The 22,531-nt window shown below is 69.8% G+C and carries 21 protein-coding genes; 8 read left to right on the top strand and 13 right to left on the bottom strand.

Annotated elements, in window-relative coordinates; all coding sequences use genetic code 11:
- The first annotated feature begins 63 nt into the window (after positions 1-63).
- The 4 genes from dxr (at position 64) to ACFHWS_RS16275 (ending at position 6,116) form a co-directional block, all read left to right on the top strand.
- The gene (gene dxr, locus ACFHWS_RS16290) at positions 64-1,257 is read left to right on the top strand and encodes a 1-deoxy-D-xylulose-5-phosphate reductoisomerase (protein ID WP_416568498.1); all 1,194 of its coding nucleotides are present in this window, start codon (positions 64-66) and stop codon (positions 1,255-1,257) included.
- Positions 1,257-2,504: a M50 family metallopeptidase gene (locus ACFHWS_RS16285; protein ID WP_278167803.1), complete on the top strand. Its 1,248-nt coding sequence runs from the start codon at positions 1,257-1,259 to the stop codon at positions 2,502-2,504. Before dxr ends, ACFHWS_RS16285 begins: the two co-directional genes overlap by 1 nt.
- 6 nt (positions 2,505-2,510) lie before the next feature.
- On the top strand, positions 2,511-3,683 hold the full coding sequence (ispG, locus tag ACFHWS_RS16280; RefSeq protein ID WP_416553046.1) for a flavodoxin-dependent (E)-4-hydroxy-3-methylbut-2-enyl-diphosphate synthase: 1,173 nt from the start codon (positions 2,511-2,513) through the stop codon (positions 3,681-3,683).
- Between the two features lie 288 nt (positions 3,684-3,971).
- Positions 3,972-6,116, top strand: coding sequence for a cellulase family glycosylhydrolase (locus tag ACFHWS_RS16275; protein ID WP_416568468.1), 2,145 nt, complete (start codon positions 3,972-3,974; stop codon positions 6,114-6,116).
- Positions 6,117-6,270: 154 nt separating this feature from the next.
- On the opposite strand, the gene ACFHWS_RS16270 is transcribed toward ACFHWS_RS16275, so the two are convergent.
- Positions 6,271-6,795 (bottom strand): MerR family transcriptional regulator, encoded by a 525-nt coding sequence (locus ACFHWS_RS16270; protein ID WP_416553042.1) that lies wholly within the window; start codon positions 6,793-6,795, stop codon positions 6,271-6,273.
- An 86-nt stretch (positions 6,796-6,881) separates the two neighbouring features.
- Here ACFHWS_RS16270 and ACFHWS_RS16265 point away from each other — a divergent pair, with 86 nt between their 5' ends.
- Positions 6,882-7,418: a DinB family protein gene (locus ACFHWS_RS16265; RefSeq protein ID WP_416553040.1), complete on the top strand. Its 537-nt coding sequence runs from the start codon at positions 6,882-6,884 to the stop codon at positions 7,416-7,418.
- A gap of 49 nt (positions 7,419-7,467) precedes the next feature.
- On the opposite strand, the gene ACFHWS_RS16260 is transcribed toward ACFHWS_RS16265, so the two are convergent.
- From ACFHWS_RS16260 to ACFHWS_RS16250, 3 genes are all read right to left on the bottom strand, one after another.
- Positions 7,468-9,939: a low temperature requirement protein A gene (locus ACFHWS_RS16260; protein WP_416568467.1), complete on the bottom strand. Its 2,472-nt coding sequence runs from the start codon at positions 9,937-9,939 to the stop codon at positions 7,468-7,470.
- 190 nt (positions 9,940-10,129) lie between these two features.
- On the bottom strand, positions 10,130-11,815 hold the full coding sequence (locus ACFHWS_RS16255) for a sodium:solute symporter family protein (RefSeq protein ID WP_416568466.1): 1,686 nt from the start codon (positions 11,813-11,815) through the stop codon (positions 10,130-10,132).
- Entirely contained in the window at positions 11,812-12,153 is a 342-nt protein-coding gene (locus tag ACFHWS_RS16250) for a DUF4212 domain-containing protein (protein WP_416553034.1), read from the bottom strand. The genes ACFHWS_RS16255 and ACFHWS_RS16250 overlap by 4 nt, the downstream gene beginning before the upstream one ends.
- A gap of 390 nt (positions 12,154-12,543) precedes the next feature.
- On the opposite strand from ACFHWS_RS16250, the gene ACFHWS_RS16245 reads away from it, so the two are divergent.
- Positions 12,544-12,957, top strand: coding sequence for a hypothetical protein (locus tag ACFHWS_RS16245; protein WP_416568465.1), 414 nt, complete (start codon positions 12,544-12,546; stop codon positions 12,955-12,957).
- 108 nt (positions 12,958-13,065) lie between these two features.
- Positions 13,066-13,446 (top strand): hypothetical protein, encoded by a 381-nt coding sequence (locus ACFHWS_RS16240; RefSeq protein ID WP_416553031.1) that lies wholly within the window; start codon positions 13,066-13,068, stop codon positions 13,444-13,446.
- Positions 13,447-13,481: 35 nt separating this feature from the next.
- On the opposite strand, the gene ACFHWS_RS16235 is transcribed toward ACFHWS_RS16240, so the two are convergent.
- The 7 genes from ACFHWS_RS16235 to ACFHWS_RS16205 all read right to left on the bottom strand — a co-directional run bounded on the left by ACFHWS_RS16235 (position 13,482) and on the right by ACFHWS_RS16205 (position 18,834).
- Positions 13,482-14,096 carry a hypothetical protein gene (locus tag ACFHWS_RS16235; protein ID WP_416553029.1) on the bottom strand — a complete coding sequence of 205 codons (615 nt, stop codon included), beginning with the start codon at positions 14,094-14,096 and terminating at the stop codon, positions 13,482-13,484.
- Complete coding sequence (locus tag ACFHWS_RS16230; RefSeq protein WP_416568464.1) at positions 14,093-15,490, bottom strand: hypothetical protein; 1,398 nt, start codon at positions 15,488-15,490, stop codon at positions 14,093-14,095. The genes ACFHWS_RS16235 and ACFHWS_RS16230 overlap by 4 nt, the downstream gene beginning before the upstream one ends.
- Entirely contained in the window at positions 15,487-16,290 is an 804-nt protein-coding gene (locus ACFHWS_RS16225) for an ABC transporter ATP-binding protein (RefSeq protein ID WP_416568463.1), read from the bottom strand. The genes ACFHWS_RS16230 and ACFHWS_RS16225 overlap by 4 nt, the downstream gene beginning before the upstream one ends.
- Positions 16,291-16,394: 104 nt before the next feature.
- The gene (locus ACFHWS_RS16220) at positions 16,395-17,204 is read right to left on the bottom strand and encodes a zf-HC2 domain-containing protein (protein WP_416553023.1); all 810 of its coding nucleotides are present in this window, start codon (positions 17,202-17,204) and stop codon (positions 16,395-16,397) included.
- Positions 17,201-17,740: an RNA polymerase sigma factor gene (locus ACFHWS_RS16215; RefSeq protein ID WP_416553021.1), complete on the bottom strand. Its 540-nt coding sequence runs from the start codon at positions 17,738-17,740 to the stop codon at positions 17,201-17,203. The genes ACFHWS_RS16220 and ACFHWS_RS16215 overlap by 4 nt, the downstream gene beginning before the upstream one ends.
- A gap of 183 nt (positions 17,741-17,923) precedes the next feature.
- Positions 17,924-18,226: a zinc ribbon domain-containing protein gene (locus tag ACFHWS_RS16210; protein ID WP_416553019.1), complete on the bottom strand. Its 303-nt coding sequence runs from the start codon at positions 18,224-18,226 to the stop codon at positions 17,924-17,926.
- Positions 18,223-18,834 (bottom strand): RNA-guided endonuclease InsQ/TnpB family protein, encoded by a 612-nt coding sequence (locus tag ACFHWS_RS16205; protein WP_416553017.1) that lies wholly within the window; start codon positions 18,832-18,834, stop codon positions 18,223-18,225. The genes ACFHWS_RS16210 and ACFHWS_RS16205 overlap by 4 nt, the downstream gene beginning before the upstream one ends.
- Before the next feature lie 167 nt (positions 18,835-19,001).
- On the opposite strand from ACFHWS_RS16205, the gene ACFHWS_RS16200 reads away from it, so the two are divergent.
- A complete protein-coding gene (locus ACFHWS_RS16200; RefSeq protein ID WP_416553015.1) occupies positions 19,002-20,471 on the top strand; it encodes an SDR family NAD(P)-dependent oxidoreductase in 1,470 nt (489 codons plus the stop codon).
- Here the strand turns inward: ACFHWS_RS16200 and ACFHWS_RS16195 are convergent.
- Positions 20,450-21,862 (bottom strand): hypothetical protein, encoded by a 1,413-nt coding sequence (locus tag ACFHWS_RS16195; protein WP_416553013.1) that lies wholly within the window; start codon positions 21,860-21,862, stop codon positions 20,450-20,452. The genes ACFHWS_RS16200 and ACFHWS_RS16195 overlap by 22 nt on opposite strands.
- The gene (locus tag ACFHWS_RS16190) at positions 21,862-22,293 is read right to left on the bottom strand and encodes a hypothetical protein (RefSeq protein ID WP_416553011.1); all 432 of its coding nucleotides are present in this window, start codon (positions 22,291-22,293) and stop codon (positions 21,862-21,864) included. Before ACFHWS_RS16190 ends, ACFHWS_RS16195 begins: the two co-directional genes overlap by 1 nt.
- Positions 22,294-22,531 lie beyond the last annotated feature (238 nt).

Here is a 22,531-nt window from a genome sequence, read left to right as displayed (position 1 = left end):
CGCGGTGTCCGGGCGGCTGCGCCGCTACGGGACAATGAGTCGGTGACTTCCTCCCCACGGGATATCGTCCTGCTCGGCTCCACCGGCTCGATCGGCACCCAGGCGGTCGACATCGTCACCCGCAGCCCTGACCGGTTCCGCATCGTCGGGCTCGGTGCCGGCGGCGGCAACGTCGAGTTGCTCGCCGTACAGGCACTGCAGTTGCAGGTCGAGGTGGTGGCGGTGGCCCGGGCCTCGGCGGCGCAGGACCTGCAGCTCGCCTTCTACGCCGAGGCGTCCCGGCGCGGCTACCCGACCGGTGGGTTCCGAATTCCGAAGATCCTGGCCGGCCCGTCGGCGATGGCCGAACTCGCCGAGTGGCCGTGCGACGTGGTGCTCAACGGGGTGGACGGCTCCCGGGGGCTGGCCCCGACGTTGGCGGCGTTGCGGGCCGGTCGGACCCTGGCGCTGGCCAACAAGGAGTCGCTGATCGCCGGCGGCCCGATCGTGCGGGCGGCGATCCAGCGCCCGGACCAGATCGTGCCGGTGGATTCCGAGCACTCGGCGCTCGCCCAGTGCCTGCGCTCCGGTGCCGCCGACGAGGTGCGCAAGCTGGTGGTGACGGCGAGCGGCGGCCCGTTCCGGGGGCGGGCGCGCGCCGAGCTGACCGAGGTCACCCCGGAGCAGGCGATGGCCCACCCGACCTGGAACATGGGCCCGGTCATCACGATCAACTCGGCGACGTTGGTGAACAAGGGCCTGGAGATCATCGAGGCGCACGAACTGTTCGGCATCCCGTACCCGAGGATCGAGGTGGTGGTCCACCCGCAGTCGGTGATCCATTCGATGGTGGAGTTCGTGGACGGTTCAACGATCGCCCAGGCCAGCCCACCGGACATGCGACTGCCGATCGCGCTGGCCCTGGGCTGGCCGGCCCGGGTGCCGGCGGCGGCCGCCCCGGTCGACTGGACCCGGGCGCAGAGTTGGGAGTTCGCCCCGCTCGACGAGACGTCGTTCCCGGCGGTGGCGCTGGCCAAGCAGGCCGGCGCGGACGGCCGCTGCCGGCCGGCGGTCTACAACGCCGCGAACGAGGAGTGCGTGGCGGCGTTCGTCGCCGGCAGGCTACCGTTCCTCGGCATCGTCGACACGGTGGAGCGGGTGCTGCAGTCGGCACCGGATTTTGGTGAACCGGGTACGGTCGACGATGTGCTCACTGCGGAATCCTGGGCGCGAACCCGGGCGCATGAGCTGATCGGTGCATCGGCGGAGGGAGCTTGATGGCGTACCTGCTCGGGGTGGTTCTCTTCGCCCTCGCGATTCTCATCTCGGTCAGCCTGCACGAGGCCGGTCACATGGTGACCGCGAAGAAGTTCGGGATGAAGGTGACCCGGTACTTCGTCGGTTTCGGCCCGACCATCTGGTCGTTCCGGCGCGGTGAGACCGAGTACGGCCTCAAGGCCATCCCGCTGGGTGGCTTCTGCAAGATCGTCGGCATGACCCCGCAGGACGACGACGTGGCACCCGCCGACGAGTCCCGGGTGATGTGGCGCTTCCCGGTGTGGAAGCGGACGGTGGTGATGTCCGCCGGTTCGGTGACCCACTTCGGGCTGGCGATCGTCGCCCTCTGGCTGGCTGCGGTCTTCATGGGTTTGCCGAACCCGGACTTCCCCGCCACCGAGGAGCAGGCCCGTCAGGAGCCGGCGGTGGTCGCGGTCACCGACTGTGTGGTCGTCGAGTACGTGGCCCGTGCCTGCGAGGCCGGCGACCCGGCCAGCCCGGCCGCGCAGGCGGGCCTGCGCGACGGCGACCGGATCCTCGCGGTGAGCGGCACCCCGGTCGACACCTGGGGTGACATGCTGGAGGCGATCCGGGGTGCCGATCCGGGGCCGGCGACCGTCCGCTACGAGCGGGACGGGACGACCGGCACCGTCGAGGCGGAGCTCGCCGCGGTGCAGCGTCCCGAGCTGGGCACCGACGAAGGCCCGTTGAGTACGGTCGCCGCGCTCGGTGTCGGGTTGCGGATCGAGAAGCCGGGCATGGTGACGTACGGGCCGATCGAGGCGTTCGGCGCGACCGGCGACTACCTGCGCCAGATGGCGGTCGGCACCGTCGAGGCGATGATGCGGATCCCGGAGAAGATCCCGGCGCTGTGGGCGTCGATCACCGGCGCGGAGCGCGACATCGACACCCCGATCAGCGTGGTCGGTGCCAGCCGGCTCGGCGGGGAGGCGGTGGCCAACGACGCCTGGGAGCTGTTCGTGCTGCTGTTCATCTCGCTGAATTTCTTCGTCGGGGTGTTCAATCTGCTGCCGCTGCTGCCGTTGGACGGCGGGCACATCGCGATTGCCTGGTTCGAGAAGGCCAGGTCCTGGCTGTACGCGGTGCTCGGCCGGCCCGATCCGGGCCGGGTCGACTATTTCAAACTGATGCCACTCACGTACGCGGTTCTGCTGATCGGTGGCGCGTTCACGCTGCTGACCATCACCGCGGACGTGGTCAACCCGATCACGCTGTTCTCGAGGTGAGTTGAAGTGACCGCAGTCAGTCTGGGCGTGCCCGCAGTGCCGCCGCCGCCGTTGGCGTCGCGCCGGGCCAGCCGGCGGATCATGGTCGGTCCGGTGCCGGTGGGTGGCGGTGCGCCGGTCTCCGTACAGTCGATGACCACCACGGTGACCTCGGACATCAACGCCACCCTGCAGCAGATCGCCGAGCTGACCGCGTCCGGCTGCCAGATCGTGCGGGTCGCCGTGCCGTCGCAGGACGACGCGGACGCGTTGCCGACGATCGCCCGTAAGTCGCAGATCCCGGTGATCGCCGACATCCACTTCCAGCCGAAGTACGTCTTCGCGGCGATCGACGCCGGCTGCGCGGCGGTACGGGTCAACCCGGGCAACATCCGGCAGTTCGACGACAAGGTGGCCGAGATCGCCAAGGCGGCGTCGGCGGCCGGAACCCCGATCCGGATCGGCGTCAACGCCGGTTCACTGGACAAGCGGTTGCTGGCCAAGCATGGCAAGGCGACCGCCGAAGCGCTGGTGGAGTCGGCGTTGTGGGAGTGTTCGCTGTTTGAGGAGCACGACTTCCGGGACATCAAGATTTCGGTCAAGCACAACGACCCGGTGGTGATGATCCGGGCGTACCGGCTGCTGGCCGAGCAGTGCGACTATCCGCTGCACCTCGGGGTGACCGAGGCCGGCCCGGCGTTCCAGGGCACGGTGAAGTCGGCGGTGGCGTTCGGCGCGCTGCTGGCCGAAGGGATCGGCGACACCATCCGGGTGTCCCTGTCCGCGCCGCCGGTGGAGGAGATCAAGGTCGGTACGGCGATCCTGGAGTCGCTCGGGTTGCGTGAGCGGGGCCTGGAGATCGTTTCCTGCCCGTCCTGCGGGCGGGCGCAGGTGGACGTGTACACCCTGGCCGACCAGGTGACCGCCGCGCTGGACGGGTTTCCGGCGCCGCTGCGGGTGGCGGTGATGGGTTGCGTGGTGAACGGGCCGGGTGAGGCTCGGGAGGCCGACCTCGGGGTGGCGTCCGGCAACGGCAAGGGTCAAATCTTCGTCAAGGGTGAAGTGATCAAGACGGTGCCGGAGTCGCAGATCGTGGAGACCCTGGTGGAGGAGGCGCTACGGATCGCCGAGGAGACGGGTGCCGAGTTGCCGGAGGAGATGCGTGAGCTTCTTCCTGGGCCGACGGTCACGGTGCACTGAGGCGTGACGCGCGCCGGCCCGGGGCCGGCTGTCGTTTCTGATCCCGTTGGCGGACGTCGGTCCGCCAACGGGATCGTCTTTGTGCCGGTCAGGGGGGCGTCTGCCGGCAGCGGCGGATTGGTGGGGGGTGCACCTCCGGCGACATTCTCATCGGCGTACGCCGATTGACAAAGTTTAGGCTCCCGACTTAGTCTGCGGCCACTTCGCTGGTGCTGGCTGCTCGTTGCGACCGCCGGTGCCCGTCCCTCCGTGCCTGACCCGCAGGCACACCCCACGGCGAGGAGCGACATGACTCAACAGACAACGACGGCTCGCGGCAGACGGTGGCGTGCTGGCCTGATCGCCGGCGGTGTGACCGCCGCGCTGGTCGGCGGTAGCGTCGCCGTCGCGGCCAGCGCGCACGCGGCCGCCGGCTGCCGGGTGGTCTACTCGGCGCCCGCCCAGTGGCCCGGCGGCTTCACCGCCAGCGTGAACGTCACCAACCTGGGTGACCCGCTCAATGGCTGGCAGCTGACCTGGGCCTTCCCGTCAGGACAGCAGGTCACCCAGGCCTGGAACGCCACCATCACCAGCTCGGGCAGCCAGGTCACCGCGACCAACGTCAGCTACAACGCCAACCTCGGCACCAACGCGACCGTCTCGTTCGGCTTCAACGGCTCCTGGTCGGGTAGCAACACCGCGCCGACCTCGTTCGCGCTCAACGGTGTCACCTGCACCGGCAGCGTGGGTCCCAGCACGCCGCCGCCGACCGACCCACCGTCGCCGACGGTGCCGCCGACCACCGCGCCGCCGTCCCCGACACCGACCGCGACCCCGCGTCCGCCCGGCAACCCGCAGGACGTCGTCGACGCCATGCAGCCCGGCTGGAACCTGGGCAACACCCTCGACGCGACCGGCGACAACGTCGGCGGCAGCGGTGAGACCTCATGGGGCAACCCGCTGGTCACCCGGGACCTGATCCGCACAGTGAAGTCGCAGGGCTTCAACAGCATCCGGATCCCGACGACCTGGACGCACCACCACGGCGGCGCGCCCAACTACACGATCGACCCCACCCGGCTCGCCCGGGTCAAGCAAATCGTCGACTGGGCCCTCGCCGAGGACCTGTACGTGATGATCAATCTGCACCACGATTCGTGGCAGTGGATCAACACGATGCCCAGCAACCGTACTGGCGTCCTGGATCGCTACTCGGCGCTGTGGACCCAGCTGGCGAACACCTTCCGCGACTCGTCGCCAAAGCTGCACTTCGAGAGCGTCAACGAGCCGCAGTTCAGCAACAGCTCCGGCGATGCCCAGAACGCCCAGCTGCTCGACGAACTGAACCGCAGGTTCCACCAGATCGTCCGCAACTCTGGCGGTAACAACGCCACCCGGCTGCTCATCCTGCCGACCCTGCACACCTCATCCGACCAGGCCCGGCTCGACGAGCTCGCCAGCACTTTCACCGCGCTGAACGACCCCAACCTGATCGCCACGGTGCACTACTACGGCTACTGGCCGTTCAGCGTCAACGTCGCCGGTGGCTACCGCTTTGACGCCACCGCCCAGCAGGACGTGATCGACTCGCTCAACCGGGTACAGAACACCTTCGTCTCCCGGGACATCCCGGTCGTCATCGGTGAGTTCGGCCTGCTCGGCTTCGACCGGCACACCGGCACCATCCAGCAGGGCGAGAAACTGAAGTTCTTCGAGTTCTTCGGCTACCACACCCGGACCCGCGGCATCGCTACCCAACTGTGGGACAACGGCCAGCACCTCGGCCGGACCAGCTTCCAGTGGAGCGACCCGGAGCTGATCGCCCAGATCAAGTCGGCCTGGACCACCCGCTCCGGCACCGCCGCCAGCGACATGATCTTCGTGCCGCGGACCGGCGGCGTCACCGCGAAGACCCTCGCGCTGAACCTCAACGGGCTGACCTTTCAGGGGCTGCGGCAGGGCAACACCGACCTGGTCCGGGGGACCGACTACACGGTCAGCGGCAATCAGTTGACGCTGACCGCGTCCACCGTCACCCGCCTGGTCGGCAACCGGGCGTACGGGGTGAACGCCACCCTGCACGCCCGCTTCTCGTCCGGCGTACCGTGGCGAATCAACATCATCTCGTCCGACCCGCCGGTGCTGAGCAACGCGAGTGGTACCACCTCGTCGTTCAACATCCCGACGACCTTCCGCGGTGACCAGTTGGCCACCATGGAGGCGCGGTACGCGGACGGTTCCAACGCCGGCCCGCACAACTGGACGTCGTACAAGGAGTTCGACGTCACCTTCCGGCCGAACTACGCCGCGAACAGCATCACCCTGACGTCGGAGTTCTTCGCCGAGGTCAACGACGGCTCCCCGGTGACGCTCACCTTCCACTTCTGGAGCGGCACGACGATCACCTACACCGTCGTACGGAACGGTTCGTCGGTGACCGGCACCGCCTCGTAACATCTTCCCAGCACCCGGTGGGTGCCGCCGACACACCCGGCGGCACCCACCGGCCCGGTACCCACCCGGCCCTGAGGGCCGACTGGTCAGCAGCAGTCCGGCCCGCAGCAGTCCGGCTCGCAGTCGCAGCGCGTGGTCAGCTCCAGCATCGTGATCACCTCCCGTCCCCATCCGGTGGGCACCATCGCCCTGGTACCGGCGGCGGGCAGGCCGCCGTCGGCAGCTTCTCGGCCATCTCGGCCATCTCCGCCCGTAGCGCGGTCAGCCGGGCCAGCTCCACGTCGACCTCGGCGATTCGGCGGCGCAGTAGCTGCTCCGCCGGCTCACACGGGCAAACACCGGTGTCCCGGACGGCGAGCAGATCGGCGATCTCCCGCAGCCGGAGCCCGAGCCGCTGACAGCCCCGGATGAACCGGAGCCGGTCGACCGCCGCGGCGCCGTACACCCGGTAACCGGTGGGGGTCCGCTCCGGCGGGTGCAGCAGCCCGGCCCGTTCGTAGTAGCGGACGGTGTCCGGCGACACGCCGACAGCGGCGGCGAGGGCGGCGACCCGCAGGCCGGGCCGCTCAACCGCCGTCTCGAATGTGTCGGCCCCGGATCCACCGGTCCCGGACGCGTCGCCCGCCCCGGCGGCGCAGCTGGTGCGGTCGAGAATCTCGACTCTGGTGCCCGTGGTCATGATGACGACGGTAGACCTTGGAGCGCGCTCCAAGGTCAAGCCGAATTTGCTGGCCGTGCCGGAGCAGCCCGTCGATGATGGCCGACATGACGATCGACATGTTCACCGACCCGGCTGCCGATCCGCGTGCCATTCCGCCCCGGCTCGGCGACGAGCGGGCCACCCTCGCCGGGTTTCTCGACTGGCACCGTCGGACCCTGGAACTGAAGTGCGGTGGACTCGACCCGCAGCAGTTGGCTCGCCGGTCGGTGCAGCCGTCGGCGCTGTCGCTGCTCGGGCTGGTGCGGCACCTCGCCGACGTGGAACGGTACTGGTTCCGGCGGGTGATGGCCGGCGAGGACGCCCCGCCACGCTTCTACTCCCAGACCGCACCCAACGACGACTTCGACGGTTCCGTCGCCGACCCGGCGGCCGTCACCCAGGCGTGGGCGGCATGGCGGGAGGAGATCGAGTACGCCGAACGCTTCGTCGCCGACGCCGCCGGACTGGACGTCACCGGCTCCGCCCGGCGCGGCCCGATCTCGCTGCGCTGGGTGTTGATCCACATGATCGAGGAGTACGCCCGACACAACGGCCACGCCGACCTGTTGCGGGAATGCATCGATGGGGCGGTCGGCCAGTAGAACGCGGCCGATCCACCGCTGGCAGCCCGCCGGCCGCCCCCGTCGAACGTCAGCGGGTCGGCTGGGGCGGCTGAGTCCGCAGGTCGCCGACCCGCAGGAACTCGGCCGCCGCGGAGATCAGCCCGAACACGGTCAGCGCCGGCAGCGTCCAGGCGGCGGGCAGTGCGGCGGTCGGAAACGCCAGCACGATGACCACGCTGGCGCTGGCGATCCGGTACCAGCTTAGTGCGTGCCAGGTCCGCCACCAGTACATTTGGTTGGCGAGCAGATAGAACCCCACTCCCCAGTAGAAGGCGTAGTGGCCGAACCGGGTGCCGGTGTCGTCGTGCGGCACTGCGGCTTGGTGCAGGCCGTACGCGATCAGGATGACGCAGGCGACCATCGGCAGGTGCAGGTAGGTGAACCCGTCCCGGGCGAGTTTGGCCCGGTCGACGCCGGTCTGCGCCTCCAAGGCGAGCCGGGCCGAGTCGATCGTGGTGAAGTACGGCCACCAGAGAACTCCGACGGCGACCGCCGACGTGACGACGATGACCATGACTTTGGTGGAGACCGGCTGGTCCGCGACGGCCAGGCCGACCGAGATGATTGCCTCGCCGAACGCGATGAGCATGATCAGCGCGTACCGGTCCACCCAGTGCCGGGTGGACCGGGGCCGCCAGGATTTCACCCCGACGGGGTAGCTGCCGGCGAGTTGAATGGTGAGCGCGGCGACCCAGAGCAGCGTGACGGCCGGGTTCGCGGCCAGCCGCTCGGGTGACGCCAGCTCGACCACGGCGAACCCGGCGAGCAGCAGCAGCGCGGCGGTGGACGGTACGGCGTTCTGCCGGGCGAGCGCCCGCAGCACCGGCTCGGTGCGCGACGCCTGCAGGATCAGCAGGGTCTGCATGAGCTGGCTGGCGAGATAACTGGCGACGATGATCAGCGAACCGGGCAGACTTCCCGGGGCCGGCTCGAAGGCCTGGGGGGTGGCGATGCCGATCACCAGGATCGAGGCGGCGATGCCGATCGTGGTGCAGCGGACCAGGACCGTCTCGGTGTGGACCGCGTTGGTGAGCCAGGAGAAGGAGGTCCAAGCCCACCACAGCAGCGCCAGCAGGGTCAGCCCCCGGACGATGCCCAGGGCTGAGGCGTTGCGGGTCATCAGGGTGGTGACCTGGATGAACGCGAAGACGAAGACCAGATCGAGAAAGAGTTCCCGGGGGGTGACCCCGTGCAGCCGGGACGTCTCGGATTCGGCCAGCCGGTGCAGTTGGGTGTGCCGGCGATGGAACACGGTCCGGTCGGCGACCACCATCGCCACGACGCAGACGGCCAGCAGCGCCAAAGCGCCCAGCACCGGGACCCGGGTGGCCACCGGGAGCAGACCCAGTAGCAGAGCGATGCCGAGGATCGGGCTGCGACCGAGCAGGCGTCCGGACAGCCATTCGAAGGCGACCAGCGCCAGCAGATAGAGCAGTACCCCGCCGTACAGGATGACCACGTCGGCGGTGTCCCAGGGGTGCTCGGAGCTGCCGGAGGTCCAGGGATGCTCGGGGCCGCCGCCGATGGTGGCGATCGCGTGTTTGAGTCCGAGAGTGAAGAAGATCAGCCCACCGATCATCGGCAGGTGCAGTCCGCTGTACACGTCCCGGGCCATCCGGGTCTGACCGGCACCGGCGCGCCGGGACAGGGCGTGTTCGGCGAGGATCTTGGCGAGGTCGAAATAGGTCCACCACAGGGCCGACACGACGATCAGGCCGAGCGTGGCGGCGGCGAGCAGCGACCAGGTGACCGGGATGTCGGCGCGGACCGCGCCTCCGGTGCCGACCGAGATGATCGTCTCGCCGAGCGCGATCAGGACGATCAGCGCGTGCCGTTCCGCCAGGTGCCACGCGGAGACGAGCTGCCAACTGCCGCGACCGACCGTGGTCAGCACCACGAAGTCGATGGACAGCGCTACGGCGAACAGGACCAACCGGACCAGGTCGGCGTCGAACCGGGCCGGCAGGTGCGGCGGCAGCAGCGCCGAGGTCAGCAGGACCGACGCCGACGCGGCGAGCGTCAACCAGGCGATCGCGGCCGGACGCCGTCCGGCCGGACCTTCCGACCAGCGGGACCGGGTGAGGACCGCGAGTACGCCGACCCGGATCGCCAGGTAGCCGACCACCACGATGACCGGCCCCGGCAGCCTGCCTGGCGTGTCGAGGAACGTCTCGGGCACGGAGACGCCGATCACCAGCAGGATGGTGGCGATGCCGGCCATCATCAGCGGCATACCGCCCCGGTCCAGGTGGACCACGTTGCCGAGCCAGACAACCGGGGTCCAGCAGTGCCACAGCAGCAGGATCACCATGACCCCGTGGAGCATGCCGACTGCGGTCAGATTGGCCGCCATCAAGGTGGTGATCTTCAGGAAAGCGAACACGAAAAACAGGTCGACGAACAGTTCCATCCAGCTGACGTCGCCGGTCACCAGCGGGTTCCGGCGCACCAGGCGGAGACCGCCGGCGGTCGGATGCGGGTGCGGGCTGTCGTCGTGCACGCCCCAACTCTGGCAACCATCGCCCCGGACCGGAGCGGATCGCTGAATCCTCGGCTGTCCGGATGGGGCCGTCCGGACAGCCGAGGTGCGGCGGTCGGGTCAGCGTGGCCCGGAGCGGCCGGAGGGCGGGCTCCGACGTCGTTGTCGGGGCCCGCCCTCCGGGGCTGTCAGGGGTAGATGACGGTCCGGGTCAGGCCGCGTCGCCGGTGGAGCCGGCCGACACGGCGCGGCGGGCCGCCGGGTAACGGATGCTCTCCACCATCTCGGAAATTTCCTCCGGTGGCGGTGCCGTCATCTTCGACACGACGATCGTGACGATGAAGTTGACGATCGCACCGATGGTGCCGATGGCCTCCGGGCTGATGTCGAAGATGTGCGGATTCGCCGAGGTGCCGAAGACCTCCAGGGTGTAGATCATGTAGCTGGCGGTGAAGACGAGACCGGCGATCATGCCGGATGCCGCGCCGACCGCATTACATCGCTTCCAGAAGATCCCGAGCACGATGACGGGGAAGAAGGTCGAAGCGGCGAGACCGAATGCGAACGCCACCACCTGGGCCACGAACGCCGGCGGGTTGATGCCGGCGTACACCGAGATCAGGACCGCCAGACCCATGGCGATCCGTCCGGCGAGCAGCCGCTGCTGGTCGGTCGAGTCCCGCTTCACCCGGCGGAAGTACAGGTCGTGCGAGAACGACGAGGAGATGACCAGCAGCAGACCGGCGGCGGTCGACATTGCGGCCGCCATGCCGCCGGCGGCCACCAGGCCGACGATCGGTGCCGGCAGGCCGGCGATCTCCGGACTGGCCAACACCAGGATGTCGTTGTTGACGATCAGGTCCGCCCCGGACGTGGGGCTGTTGCTCACCGTCTGGATCGTCTGCGCGTTCTCGTTGACCGTGACCAGGCCGGTCGCCGCCCAGTTCTCGATCCATCTGGGCAGCGAGTCCGCCGCCACGCCGTTGACGTCCTGCAGCAGGTTCAGCTTGGTGAATGCGCCCACCGCCGGTGCGGTGGTGTAGAGCAACGCGATGAAGAACAGCGCCCAGAACGCCGAGTAGCGGGCGCCCCGGACCGTCTTCGTCGTGTAGAACCGGATGATCACGTGCGGCAGGCCAGCGGTACCGATCATCAGTGACATTGTCACCAGGAACACGTCGATCTGCGGTCGGGCGGAGAACGCCTCGGTGAACTGGCTCAGCCCCATCTGGGTGCTGAGCGCGTTGAGTTCGCCGAGGATCTGCCCGAAGGTGACCTGCGGGATCGGCAGCCCGGTCATCTGCTGTGCCACCGCGATCGCCGGGATCAGGTAGGCGATGATGAGTACCGTGTACTGCGACACCTGGGTCCAGGTGATGCCCTTCATGCCACCGAGCACCGCGTACGCGAAGATGATCAGCGCCGCGACGATGACGCCGCCGGTGATGTCCAGCCCGAGGAACCGGCTGAACACGATGCCGCCGCCGCGCATCTGTCCGACGACGTACGTGAAGGAGACGATGATCGCGGCCACGGCGGCGATCGTCCGGACGGTCTCCGAGTAGCGGTCGCCGACGAACTCCGGGACCGTGAACTTGCCCCACTTACGCAGGTAGGGGGCGATGAGCAGGGCCAACAGTACGTAGCCGCCGGTCCAGCCCATCAGGTAGATGGAGCCGTCGGAACCGAGGAACGCGATCAGGCCGGCCATCGAGATGAACGACGCGGCCGACATCCAGTCGGCGGCGACGGCCGCACCGTTGGCGACGGTCGGGATTCCCTGACCGGCCACGTAGAAGCCGGTTGTTTCCTTCACCCGGCTGCGCCAGGCGATGCCGAGGTAGAGGGCGAAGGTGAGGATGATGAAGCCGAGCGTCCAGCCCTGGATCTGGGTCACTTCTCTCCCCCTTCCGCCGGTCGCTCACTGACACCGAACTGGTCGTCCATCCGGTCCATCATCTTCGCGTAGACCAAAATCAGGATGACAAAGGTGTAGATCGATCCCTGCTGGGCGAACCAGAACCCCAGTGGAAACCCGAGGATCTCGATGTTGTTTAACGGCTGGATAAGCAGGATTCCGCAGACGAACGACACGACGAACCAGATGGCGAGCAGGATCACCATGAGGCGTAGGTTCTTGCGCCAGTACTCCTGGCGCCAACCATTGTCCGGTGGTGACGTCGTCGGTGGCGGTTCCCCGCCACCGGCGTTCTTATCGGGGGTTACGTCAGTCACTGTGGGGCCTCCTAGTCGTTATGGGAACGGCAGGTGACGGGTCGTGGCGCGGCGACCGGCAGGCCACCGTGCCGCGACTGTGCCGCTGTCCGATCCGCACCTCCGTCGGTCAGTCGGGACCGCCCGACGGCTTGTGCGGTCGGTCACACCCTTAATCTGGGAAGAGAACGTGACCCGGCCCGGACAGGCAATAGTTGATCTGCCTTACGCCGGGTTGGGGCGGTGAACGGTCTACCCGGGCCTGCGAGCGGTCGGCGGTCGTGGACGAGCGGGGGAGCGTCGCCCGGTTCGCGCGTTTTGTGGTGACTATCTGGCCGTCCAGCGGCCCCGCTCGACCACTCACCGATTGCCGGCTGGGGCACACCAGGGATCCCGGCCTAGCATCCGGTCATGGCTGACACCGCATCCACCGCCGCCCCCGCCCGTCGGCGCATCCTGCACGCCGGCAGCCTCGGCATGATCATCGGCGGTCTGCTCGCGCTGGTCGGCTCGCTGCTCCCCTGGGTGATCACACCTTTCGGGCCGCTCTCCGGCACCGCCGGACCCGGCCTGTGGACGCTGTCCGCCGGATTCATCGCCGTAGCCGGCGCGCTGCTGCCGTACCGCAAGGTGGCCGTCGCACACGCCCTGCTACCCGGGCTGGCGGTCGCCGTCATCATCGGCTGGCAGGCTGCCCGGCTGATCTACCTCAGCTCGACCACCGGCAGCTGGGGGCAGCTGATGCCCGGTATCGGGATGGTCATGGTCGCCGGCGCCGCCGTCGTGCTGCTGCGTACTGCGATCCGGCTGATCTCGATCCGCTGACGGCCCGGTGGACCGGCCACCGGCCGGCCACTGAGCAGCGACGGAAGACCGGCGGCGGACGACCGAACGTACGGTGCTGATCTCCATTGGAGCTGGGAGACTGAGCCGGTGACCTACCCCAACCCATACCAGTCGGGGCCGCAGCAGCCGATGCCCACCTCGGGGCAGCCGTACCAACCGGGCGGCTACGCCTCCGTCCCCGGCCCCGCGGTGCCGAAGTCGGCCGGCGCGGCGGTCGCCCTGGAACTGGTGCCCGGCCTGTTCGGCATCTTCGGGATCGGCAACATCTACGCCGGCAAGATGGCCACCGGCATCGTACTGATGGTTTCGTTCTGGGTGTTCTTCTGGATCAACGTCCTGCTCACGTTCATCGTCATCGGCTTGATCACCCTGCCGATGACCTGGGTGGCATATCTGGTGGCCGGCCCGGTCCTGGCGCTGCGGGCGACCGAGCGGTACAACTCGCGGCTGCTGTCCGGCCACCGCTGACCGGCGGCGGGAAACCGCCGCCGGTCAGTCGCCACTCAGTTGTGCGGCACCGTCTCCGCCGCAGGCCGCAGCGGGCAGCCACGTACCGTATACGCCACCAGCCCGGCCACCGCCAGCAGTGTCGCGCAGACCGTGGCGGCGGAGGTCCCGGCCGGCTGGATCAGCCACGCACCGAGCTGCATCCGCAACTGTCCACTGGGCCCCATCCACGGCATGATCGCGACGATGGTCCAGACCAGCGGAGCGATCCAGGACAGCGCGGCACCGAGCAGCGCGGCACCGAGTGCGGTGAGCCCGAGCAGCCCGGCAGTGTTGCGGGCGACGACACCGAGCGGCTCGAACCGGGCGTCGGTGAGCGTGGTGACCAGCAGCAGCCCGATCACCGCGGCGGCGAAGAGCAGCAGATGTGCGGCCCGGCGGGTCGGCCAGCTGACCGACGCGGTGTGGTCGAGGGCGTCGTCGGCGCCGCTGAGCGTGGTGCCGATCGCGACGACCGCGAGCATCACGGTGACACTGATCATCCGGGTGTTGATGGTCTGTCCGTCGGAGAAGACCGGCCAGCTGACCCAGGTCAGCGCGATGACACCGACGACGACGGCGGCGGCCATCGGCACTCGACGGGCGCGTAGGTGCAGGCTCAGCCACCTCATTGGTCACCTGCCAGCAACAGCTCCTCGATCCGGTCGAAGTCGCAGTCGAGAGCCGCGTCGCGGGCCTGCCCGACGACCTGTCGCTGCTGCTCGACCGGCAGACCCGTCAGCGCCCGGTACGACGCGTCGGCCAGCTGCCGGTCCTCCGGAGACCACCAGCTCTGCGGTTGCGGCGGCTCGCCGACCAACCAGGCCACCGCAACCTCCTGAGCCAGGTACGGGGCCGGCTTGAACACCAGGTAAGGCTCGTCGCTCTCGCACTCCTGTGACCACGCGGACCGCAGCAACTCCGCCTGAAAGTACCCGCTGGACAGATCGGCCCGGCCCGTCCGGCTGATGTCCGGGGTATCGAAGACCAGCACGTCTGAGTCGTTGCGGACCGCCGTCTGCTCGGGTGCGGCCCAGGCGGCCAGCTGGTCGCTCTCCACCGCACGCGTAGGCGGATCCGGCAGCTTGGCCCCCAGCGCCGCGAGCGTCTCCCGGACCGGTCCGACGACGTCGGGCAGCACCGCCGCGTGCACCCTGCGGACACACACCTGCGGGCCGTCGTCGTCGCAGACCAGCTCGACGGCGGCGGGGTCGACGACAGCCGCCCCGGTGTATCCGTTGGTGGGCAGCAGCGGGATCGCCACGGCGGCACCGAGGACGGTGGGCAGCACCGCCAGGGCGAGCACACCACGGCGCACCGCGCCGATCAGCAGCAGCGCGGTGCCGGCGAGCGCCGTCAACCACATCGCCTGCAGCAAACTGACCGAGGTCGGGATGGTCTGGAAATTGTCGATTTCGTTGGGCGCCGCCGGGATGAGCAGCAACGCCGACGGGTCCGGCCGGGTCTTGACGAAGTTTTCGTCGAGGTTGGACATCGTGACGAAGTCCGGGATCAGACCGACCACGGCGAACCCGACGACTGCGAGGACCGGCGCGGTGACGATCCAGGGCACGGCCCGGCCGGCGGCCAGGCCCAACCAGCTGGCGGCGACCATCGCCAGCGCGCCGACCGCGGTGATGCCGAGGACGGTACCGGGGAAGTAACCGGCCGTCGGCGCCACCCAGAACGTCCCGATGGCGAGGACCAGTAGGTACACCGCGATCATGGCGGCGGCGTACCCGACGGTGAGCGGTAGGGTCCGTCGCCAGCGCGGCCGTACGGTGGTGGCGAACAACTCGCCGACCCGGTGCTGCCGGTCACGCCGGCCCAGCCACGCGCCGCCAGCCAGGGCCAGCGGGAACAACAGCAGCAGCGAACCACGTCCGTACATCGCCAGCTGCGTCCACCGGCCGGCGAAGGACTGGGTGGAGGCGAGGGTGACGGACGCGCCGACCACCACGAGCAGTCCGGCGAGGGCGGGTACCGCCGACCGGCGTACCTCGGTCCGCATGATCCGCCCGGTCATGCCGGGACCTTCCCCCGGTACGCGCGCAGCAGCGCCGAGTAGCCACGTTCGGTGGCGCTGTCCCCGGCGTCGCCGGCGCTGCCCTGCTCGGCCAGCTGCGCCGGGGTGCCCTGCCAGACCAACTGGCCCTCGTTGACCAGCACCACATCGGTGCAGGCCGCGGCGACGTCCTCGACCAGGTGGGTGGAGACCAGCACGCAGCTGTCCGAGCCGACCTCGCGCAGCAGCTCCCGGAAGTCCAGCCGCTGCTCCGGATCCAGGCCGACGGTCGGCTCGTCGAGCAGCAGCACCTCCGGATCGTTGACGATCGCCTGGGCAATTCCGGCCCGGCGCAGCATTCCACCGGAGAGCGTCTTCAACTTTGAGTCGGCCCGGCTGGTCAGACCGACCCGGTCGACGGCGCGCTGCACGGCACCGGGAACGGTGGCCTTCGGCATCTCTTTGAGCCAGGCCATGTACTCGACGAACTCCCGTACCGTGAAGCGCGGATAGAAGCCGAAATGCTGTGGCAGGTAACCCAGGCGCTGGCGGACTCGGCGCAGATCGGCCCGGCCGGTCACGTCCTCGCCGAGCAGGGCCAGCCGGCCACCGGCCGGCTTCAGCACCGTGGCGAGGGCCCGTATCAGGGTCGTCTTTCCGGCGCCGTTCGGGCCGAGTAGGCCGTGTACGCCGGTGCCCAGCGCCAGGTCCAGCCCGTTGACGGCAAGGTGCCGGCCGGCCCGAACGACCAGGCGCTCGGTGTGCACCGCCCACGCGTACGTGGAGGGTGCGGTCTCTGCCGCGCTGACCGCACGAATCATGAATCTCTCCTTGAGTGGACACTCTTGGTACCTGGCAGATCACCGCCAGGTGGGAAATGGAACCGATCGGCCGCACGTGCGTACGGCCCGGTCGGCGGGTGGAGTCAGGACCGGTCGGACGAGATCCGGCCGAGGTACAGCCGGTTGTGGTCGCCTGCCCGCACCGCCGTCACGGCCACCAACGCCACGGTGGCCAGCGCCCAGCCGGGCCAGCTGCCGGACCTCAGGATGACCGGGAGCTGCTGACCGACCAGGCTGGGCAGGATCACCCCGACCGCCCAGACGACCGTCAACCCGAGTGCGGCCCGGTCCACCCCGACCAGCCCGCCCAACGCGAGTGCGCCGGCGGTGAAGGCCAGACCGGGCAGCAGCCACAGCGCGGGGGACTGCCCGGTCGACCAGCCGGCCGCCGCGAGTACCGGCACGACCACGGTCAGTACCGCGAGGGTGCGGCGCAGCAGCAACGGCAGCCCGGTCCGGGGCATCGTCGCCATCAACTCCCAGGCCGGGTCGGTGCGGCGACTCCACGCCGCAGCCACCGGCAGCAGTGGAGTCACCGGAGCGACCAGCAGCACCAGTGAGGGCAGACTGGCGAAGGTCGTCTCGAACAGAACCGCGATCAGCATCAACGCGCCGGCGGTGGCCAGCCAGGGGAGGATCCGTGCGGCGAACCCGGAACGCCGCAACCGGCGACGGCGTACCGGTGCCGGGCCGGCCTCGATCCCGGCCGCGACGCCGACCGCCACCCGGTCGAGCAGTTGCCGGTCGGCCGGGCCGACGCTGTCGGACAGCTGCATCCGGCAGGGTGCGCAGGACTCCAGGTGGGCTTCGACTGCCCAGACGGTCGCCTCGTCGATCCGAGGGTCACCGGACGCGTAGCGGGAGATGAGGGTGGGGGTGGGGTGGGTGGTCATGACAATGCCTCCCGTAGCGCGATCCGGGCCCGTCGCGCGTACGTCTTCACGGTTCCTTCCGGCATGCCGAGCAGCACCGACGTCTCCCGGGTGGTCAGACCGTCGAGGACCATGGCGCGCAGTACCTGCCGCAGGTTGGCTGGCAGGGCCAGCAGCGCCTGTTCCAGGTCGGCGTTCATTCGGCCGGCCAGTGCCTCGTCCTCAGCGGCTGGGGCGACGGTGGCGGCGGTCTGCACCGCCGGGACCCGTTCCCGGCGGGCGCGGGCGCGGAACGCGTCGACCAGCCGGCGGGCGGCGATGGTCCACAGCCAGCCGACCGCACTGCCCTTCGCCGCGTCCTGAGCCTGGCTGCCGGCCGAGCGCCATACCGCCAGGTAGGTGTCCTGCAGTACCTCGGCGACCATGTCGTCGTCGGCGCACCTGCGGCGTAGCCGCGCGGTCAACCAGGGCGACGTCCGACGGTACAGTTCGTCGAAGGCCCGCCGATCGCCCCGGGTGATGCGGCGCAGCAGCTCACCCTCGTCGAGTGCGTCCAAGCTCCGTCCCACAACAGGCAAGACGATCCGCGCCCCCACGATGGTTCTTCACCTTGAGTGAGCTGGGTCACAGAGCGTCGTCAATGGCCGGTTTCGCCGGCGACAGTGGTTCCTTGATGTGCGCAACGCCGCTGTCTCCCGGCGCAACGCTCTCGCGGCTCACGCGGCCCGGTGCGTAGAGTTTCAGGTCGCATCGGTGACGCTCCAGGGGGGTTCCTCTTTCGTCGCCGACCGCCCCGTTCGAGAGGAGGACTCCCGGTGAGGTCTTACACCGCCTCCACAGGCGATCACGGAGAGCCCCTCCGTGAGGATGCTGCGGGCCGCGTTGATGTCCCGGTCGTGGGCCTGCCCGCACCGGCAGGTCCACGACCGGACGGCCAACGGCAGGGGTTCAGCCAGTTCGCCGTAGCCCGAGGACCGTCGGGTCGACGGGAACCAGCGGTCCACGACCACCAGGTCCCGGCCGTACCAGTCGTCCTCGATCACGATCGTTTGGGTTTCACGAACGAGCCGGGTGGTGAGTTGTGCAGGTGGTCGCGGCGGCGGTCGGCGATCCGGGCATGAATCCGGGCCACCGTCAGCCGGGCCTTGGCCCGGTTCGCGGAGCCTCTGGCCTTGCATGCGAGGTTCCGCTGGGCGCGGGCCAGCCGATCGCGGTCGCGGCGTTCGTGCCTCGGGTTGGGGATCTTCTCCCCGCTGGACAGGGTGAACAGGCTGTCGAGGCCGGCATCGACCCCCACCACAGCACCCGACGCCGGGGCCGGCTCGATCCGGTCGTCGCAGGGCGATTTGAACGTCGGGTACCGGGCGCGTTTCGCCCAGAGGTTGGTGGACGCGGTCTGCAGGTGCCGCAGCGCCTGCTGCAGAGGGACGCAGGAGACGTCGTTGAGGAACGCGAGGTCGTCGGTCTTCTTCCACGCGGTGAGCATCGCCGACGTGGCGTTGTAGGTGACCCGTTGCCGACGCGGGGCCCACGCCTCGGTGCGGGCGGCCAGCGCCATGTTGTAGACCAGCCGGACGCAACCGAACCTCCGGGCGAGCTCGGCGGCCTGCCCGGGGGTGGGGTGGAAGCGGTATCTGAACGCCCGCTTCACGGTCCTGGACGCAGTCCACAGTCTAACGATTCGGTCGTGAGCCGTGAGGTCGCGTGTGGGGTGCACGCCGGTCCACCTTGGTGGCGGACCGGCTCTCCCTGCCCTGCTCCGCAGAAGTTCCGGTTGCTTCCCGGCCGCAACGCCGGAGTATCCACGGAAGGAATCCAATGACGGTGGACGACGTACGGCCGCTTGGTGAGCCGGCTGCGGCCGGGGTCGACCCGGCGCAGCTGGCGGTCTGCCTCGACGTCATCGAGGCGCTGTCGGCGCTGCCGTCCGACCATCCGGACGTGGTACGGGTGCAGCGGGCCACCGCGAAGCTGTACAAGTCGGTGAAGCGCCAGCGGCGGGCCGAGCGACGCGACGCCGTCCTCTCCGCCGACCGGGCCGTCACCGCCGCGACCGCCACCGGGGCACCTGGGCGCATCGACGACGAGACCAAAGGCGTCCCGCTGGTGTCGTCGACCGTCGGCGCCACCGCCGGCATCCTGCGCCAGCCCCGCGCCTGCTACATCTGCAAGGAGCGCTATCGGGAGGTGGACGCGTTCTACCACCAGCTCTGCCCGCCGTGCGCCAAGCTCAACCACGAGCGCCGTGTCGCCCGTACCGACCTGACCGGCCGCCGGGCGCTGCTCACCGGCGGCCGGGCCAAGATCGGCATGTACATCGCGCTGCGGCTGCTGCGCGACGGCGCGCACACCACGATCACCACCCGGTTCCCGCAGGACGCCGCCCGCCGGTTCGCCGCCATGGACGACAGCGACCAGTGGCTGCACCGGCTGCGAATCGTCGGCGTCGACCTGCGCGACCCGGCCCAGGTGATCGCGGTCGCCGATGCGGTGGCCGCGCAGGGTCCGCTGGACATCCTGATCAACAATGCGGCGCAGACCGTCCGGCGCAGCTCCGGCGCGTACGCCCAGCTGGTCGCCGCGGAGTCGGCGCCACTGCCCGACGGGCCGCTGCCGGAGATCGTCAGCTTCGCCTCGGTCGGTGGCCGAGGCACCACCGCGACGGCGATCGCCGGACCGTCGCAGCCGTCGGCGATCACCCCGCAGGCGCTCACCGCGTTGGCGTTGACCAGTGGCTCGGCCACCCCGGACCGGATCGCCCTGGCCACCGCGATCGACGCCGGTGGGCTGGTGCCGGACCTCGACCCGGTGAACAGCTGGGTGCAGCGGGTGCACGAGGTCGACGCGGTGGAGCTGCTGGAGGTGCAGCTGTGCAACTCCGTCGCCCCGTTCATCCTGATCAGCCGGCTGCGACCGGCGATGGCCGCTGCGGCTGCCCGGCGCAAGTACGTGGTGAACGTGTCGGCGATGGAGGGAGTGTTCAGCCGCGGCTACAAAGGGCCCGGTCACCCGCACACCAACATGGCCAAGGCCGCGCTGAACATGCTGACCCGCACCAGCGCGCGGGAGATGCTGACCGACGGCATCCTGATGACCGCCGTCGACACCGGCTGGATCACCGACGAACGGCCGCACCCGACGAAGACGCGGCTGGCCGACGAGGGCTTCCACGCGCCGCTGGACCTGGTCGACGGCGCGGCCCGGGTGTACGACCCGATCGTCCGTGGCGAGCAGGGCGAGGACCTGTTCGGCTGCTTCCTGAAGGACTACGCACCGGCCGCCTGGTAGGCCGCAGCCGCAGGCGGGTGGTCACCGGCCGCGGACTCTCCCGACCGCTCCGGCGTACCGACCGGCCCGTCGCGGTCGCTCACGGCTGCCAGCAGCCACGACACTGCGCTCAGACAGGCGAGCATGGCGATCGGGACGGTGACCCGGTCCGCCGACGCGCCCAGCCACCAGTCGACGTCCGACGGCCCGGTCACATAGGTGGCCACCAGCGTCGTCGCGTACCCGCAGCTGAGTAGCCAGATCCAAAGGTCCGACCCGGCTCCGAGCGCGGCACGTCGCTGACGGACCAGCAGGGCCCCGGCCAGCGAACAGCAGACGGCCACGGCCACCAGCGGACCGACCGTTTCCCACAGCGCGTCGAGGGTGGGGGGCAGGCGGCTGGTCAGGCGGGCGGTGTCGCCGAACAAACTGCCCAGCGGCTCGGCCTGCTCGATGTCCGATGTCGAACCCACCAGGCGGGACAGCCCGACCCAGGCCAGGCCCGACCCGACCGGCAGCCAGACCAGCCGCGCCCGGCCGAGGTCACGGCGTTCCCGGACCGTCACCAGGGCGGCGAGGATGCCGCCGGCCACCAGTCCTTCGTTCTTGCTGAGGACGGCGGCGGTCAGCAGCACCAGCCCGAGAGCGGGACGGGCGAACGGATCGCGGCCGAGCAGCAGAGCCGCGGCGGCACCGACCAGACACGCCGACCACAGGGCGTCGGCGTAGCCGGCGGCCACGTACTCCGCTCCGGTCGCCCAGGTCGCCAGTCCGACCGCGACCCCGGCGGGCCAGGCGAGCCAGGGTCGGCTCCGGGTGAACGCGGTCGCGACCGCCACGACGGCGGCGGCGACCGCCGAGAACGTGGTCACGGCCGACACCACCTGCGCGGTCCGGTAGCTCTGGCCGAACAGGCTCCAGGCCGCGGCGACCGGTGCGGAGGCCAGTGGCGGGTAGTCGGTGTGCGAGAAGGCGAAGCCGGGGCTGGCCATCGCCGCTCGGGCGATCTCTGCGTCGTAGGTGAAGTACCCGGCGTGCAGCCACCAGATCGAGTGCGCGTCCCAACTTGTCGGCGGGTGCAGGACGAGAAGAAACGGTACGGCGAGCACACCGGCCGTGACGCCGACGGCCAGCCACGGTGCGCCGGCCAGCGAAGGTACGGTGGGTGGAGCCGGCTGTGGTCGGCGCAGCCACCAGCCGCAGGCCGCCCAGGTGATCATGAAGGCCGTTGCCAGCCAGCTGCGGAAATTGGCGCCGAAGACCAGCATCAGCACTACCGCGACCGTGCTGACCAGCGCCGTGGCGAGCGGAGCGAGCAGCAGGGCGACGGGCATGGACCGGACGATCGTGAACGTCAGCGGCAGCCCTGCTGCCACGATGAGCGCGACCGTCAGCAGGTGATCGGCGGACATCAGTCGAGCACCGCCGGCTGTGGCACCGTCGGCTGGAGCACGGTCAGCTCGACGTCGAACCGGCGGCCCACCGTGGTGTCCCGGTGGACGAGGCTGGCCCGGTATTCGGCGTCCCGGCGGTTGGTGACCACGGTGCCGCCGGCCAGCGCGGTGAACTCACTGAAACGCTGCAGCCAGAGATGCTTGAGCGGCGGATCGATGAGCACTCGGCTGCCCGGCGGCACGGTCGCGACGAACTCGCGGCGGATCTTCTCGAAGTCGTGGTGCAGACGTCGGTCCGACGCCAGTTGACCCGGTGACCGGGCGTATCCGACACCAGTGACCCCGGCGTCGTAGGCACCCCGGCCGGCGAGCGCCACACACGGCAGGGCGAGCATGACCACGAGCACCTGAGCCAGCTGCCGGCTCGGGCGTGATCGTCGTAGTTCCACTGGTGCTCCTGTTCCTGGTCCGCGAGGCAGGCGACAGGTGGGTAAACGCTCAGCTGGGCCGACGGGTAACTCGGTCGGCGGATCTGGTGACCAGCGACTGACCGCCCGCCGCCCGACTGCCAGTCGGCGATCCGCGCGCTGTCGCGCAAATGGGGCAACGAAGCCGATGACGTCCGACATCCTGGTGTCGACGACTGCCGCGTACGCCGGATCGGTGTGCGCCCTCCTCGACAGGGAC

Origin of the sequence: Micromonospora sp. LOL_013 (assembly GCF_048060315.1) — a bacterium.
Classification (GTDB): Bacteria; Actinomycetota; Actinomycetes; order Mycobacteriales; family Micromonosporaceae; genus Micromonospora_E.
Note: the sequence above shows the minus strand (reverse complement) of the source record. Positions and strands in the feature narration are given on the sequence as shown.

Bases quoted from the DNA above. Each gene is read 5' to 3' on its own strand.
- ACFHWS_RS16285 (WP_278167803.1), top strand. From the start codon at position 1,257: ATGGCGTACCTGCTCGGGGTGGTTCTCTTCGCCCTCGCGATTCTCATC.
- ACFHWS_RS16275 (WP_416568468.1), top strand. From the start codon at position 3,972: ATGACTCAACAGACAACGACGGCTCGCGGCAGACGGTGGCGTGCTGGC.
- ACFHWS_RS16270 (WP_416553042.1), bottom strand. From the start codon at position 6,795: ATGACCACGGGCACCAGAGTCGAGATTCTCGACCGCACCAGCTGCGCC.
- ACFHWS_RS16265 (WP_416553040.1), top strand. From the start codon at position 6,882: ATGACGATCGACATGTTCACCGACCCGGCTGCCGATCCGCGTGCCATT.
- ACFHWS_RS16245 (WP_416568465.1), top strand. From the start codon at position 12,544: ATGGCTGACACCGCATCCACCGCCGCCCCCGCCCGTCGGCGCATCCTG.
- ACFHWS_RS16235 (WP_416553029.1), bottom strand. From the start codon at position 14,096: ATGAGGTGGCTGAGCCTGCACCTACGCGCCCGTCGAGTGCCGATGGCC.
- ACFHWS_RS16230 (WP_416568464.1), bottom strand. From the start codon at position 15,490: ATGACCGGGCGGATCATGCGGACCGAGGTACGCCGGTCGGCGGTACCC.
- ACFHWS_RS16225 (WP_416568463.1), bottom strand. From the start codon at position 16,290: ATGATTCGTGCGGTCAGCGCGGCAGAGACCGCACCCTCCACGTACGCG.
- ACFHWS_RS16220 (WP_416553023.1), bottom strand. From the start codon at position 17,204: ATGACCACCCACCCCACCCCCACCCTCATCTCCCGCTACGCGTCCGGT.
- ACFHWS_RS16200 (WP_416553015.1), top strand. From the start codon at position 19,002: ATGACGGTGGACGACGTACGGCCGCTTGGTGAGCCGGCTGCGGCCGGG.
- ACFHWS_RS16195 (WP_416553013.1), bottom strand. From the start codon at position 21,862: ATGTCCGCCGATCACCTGCTGACGGTCGCGCTCATCGTGGCAGCAGGG.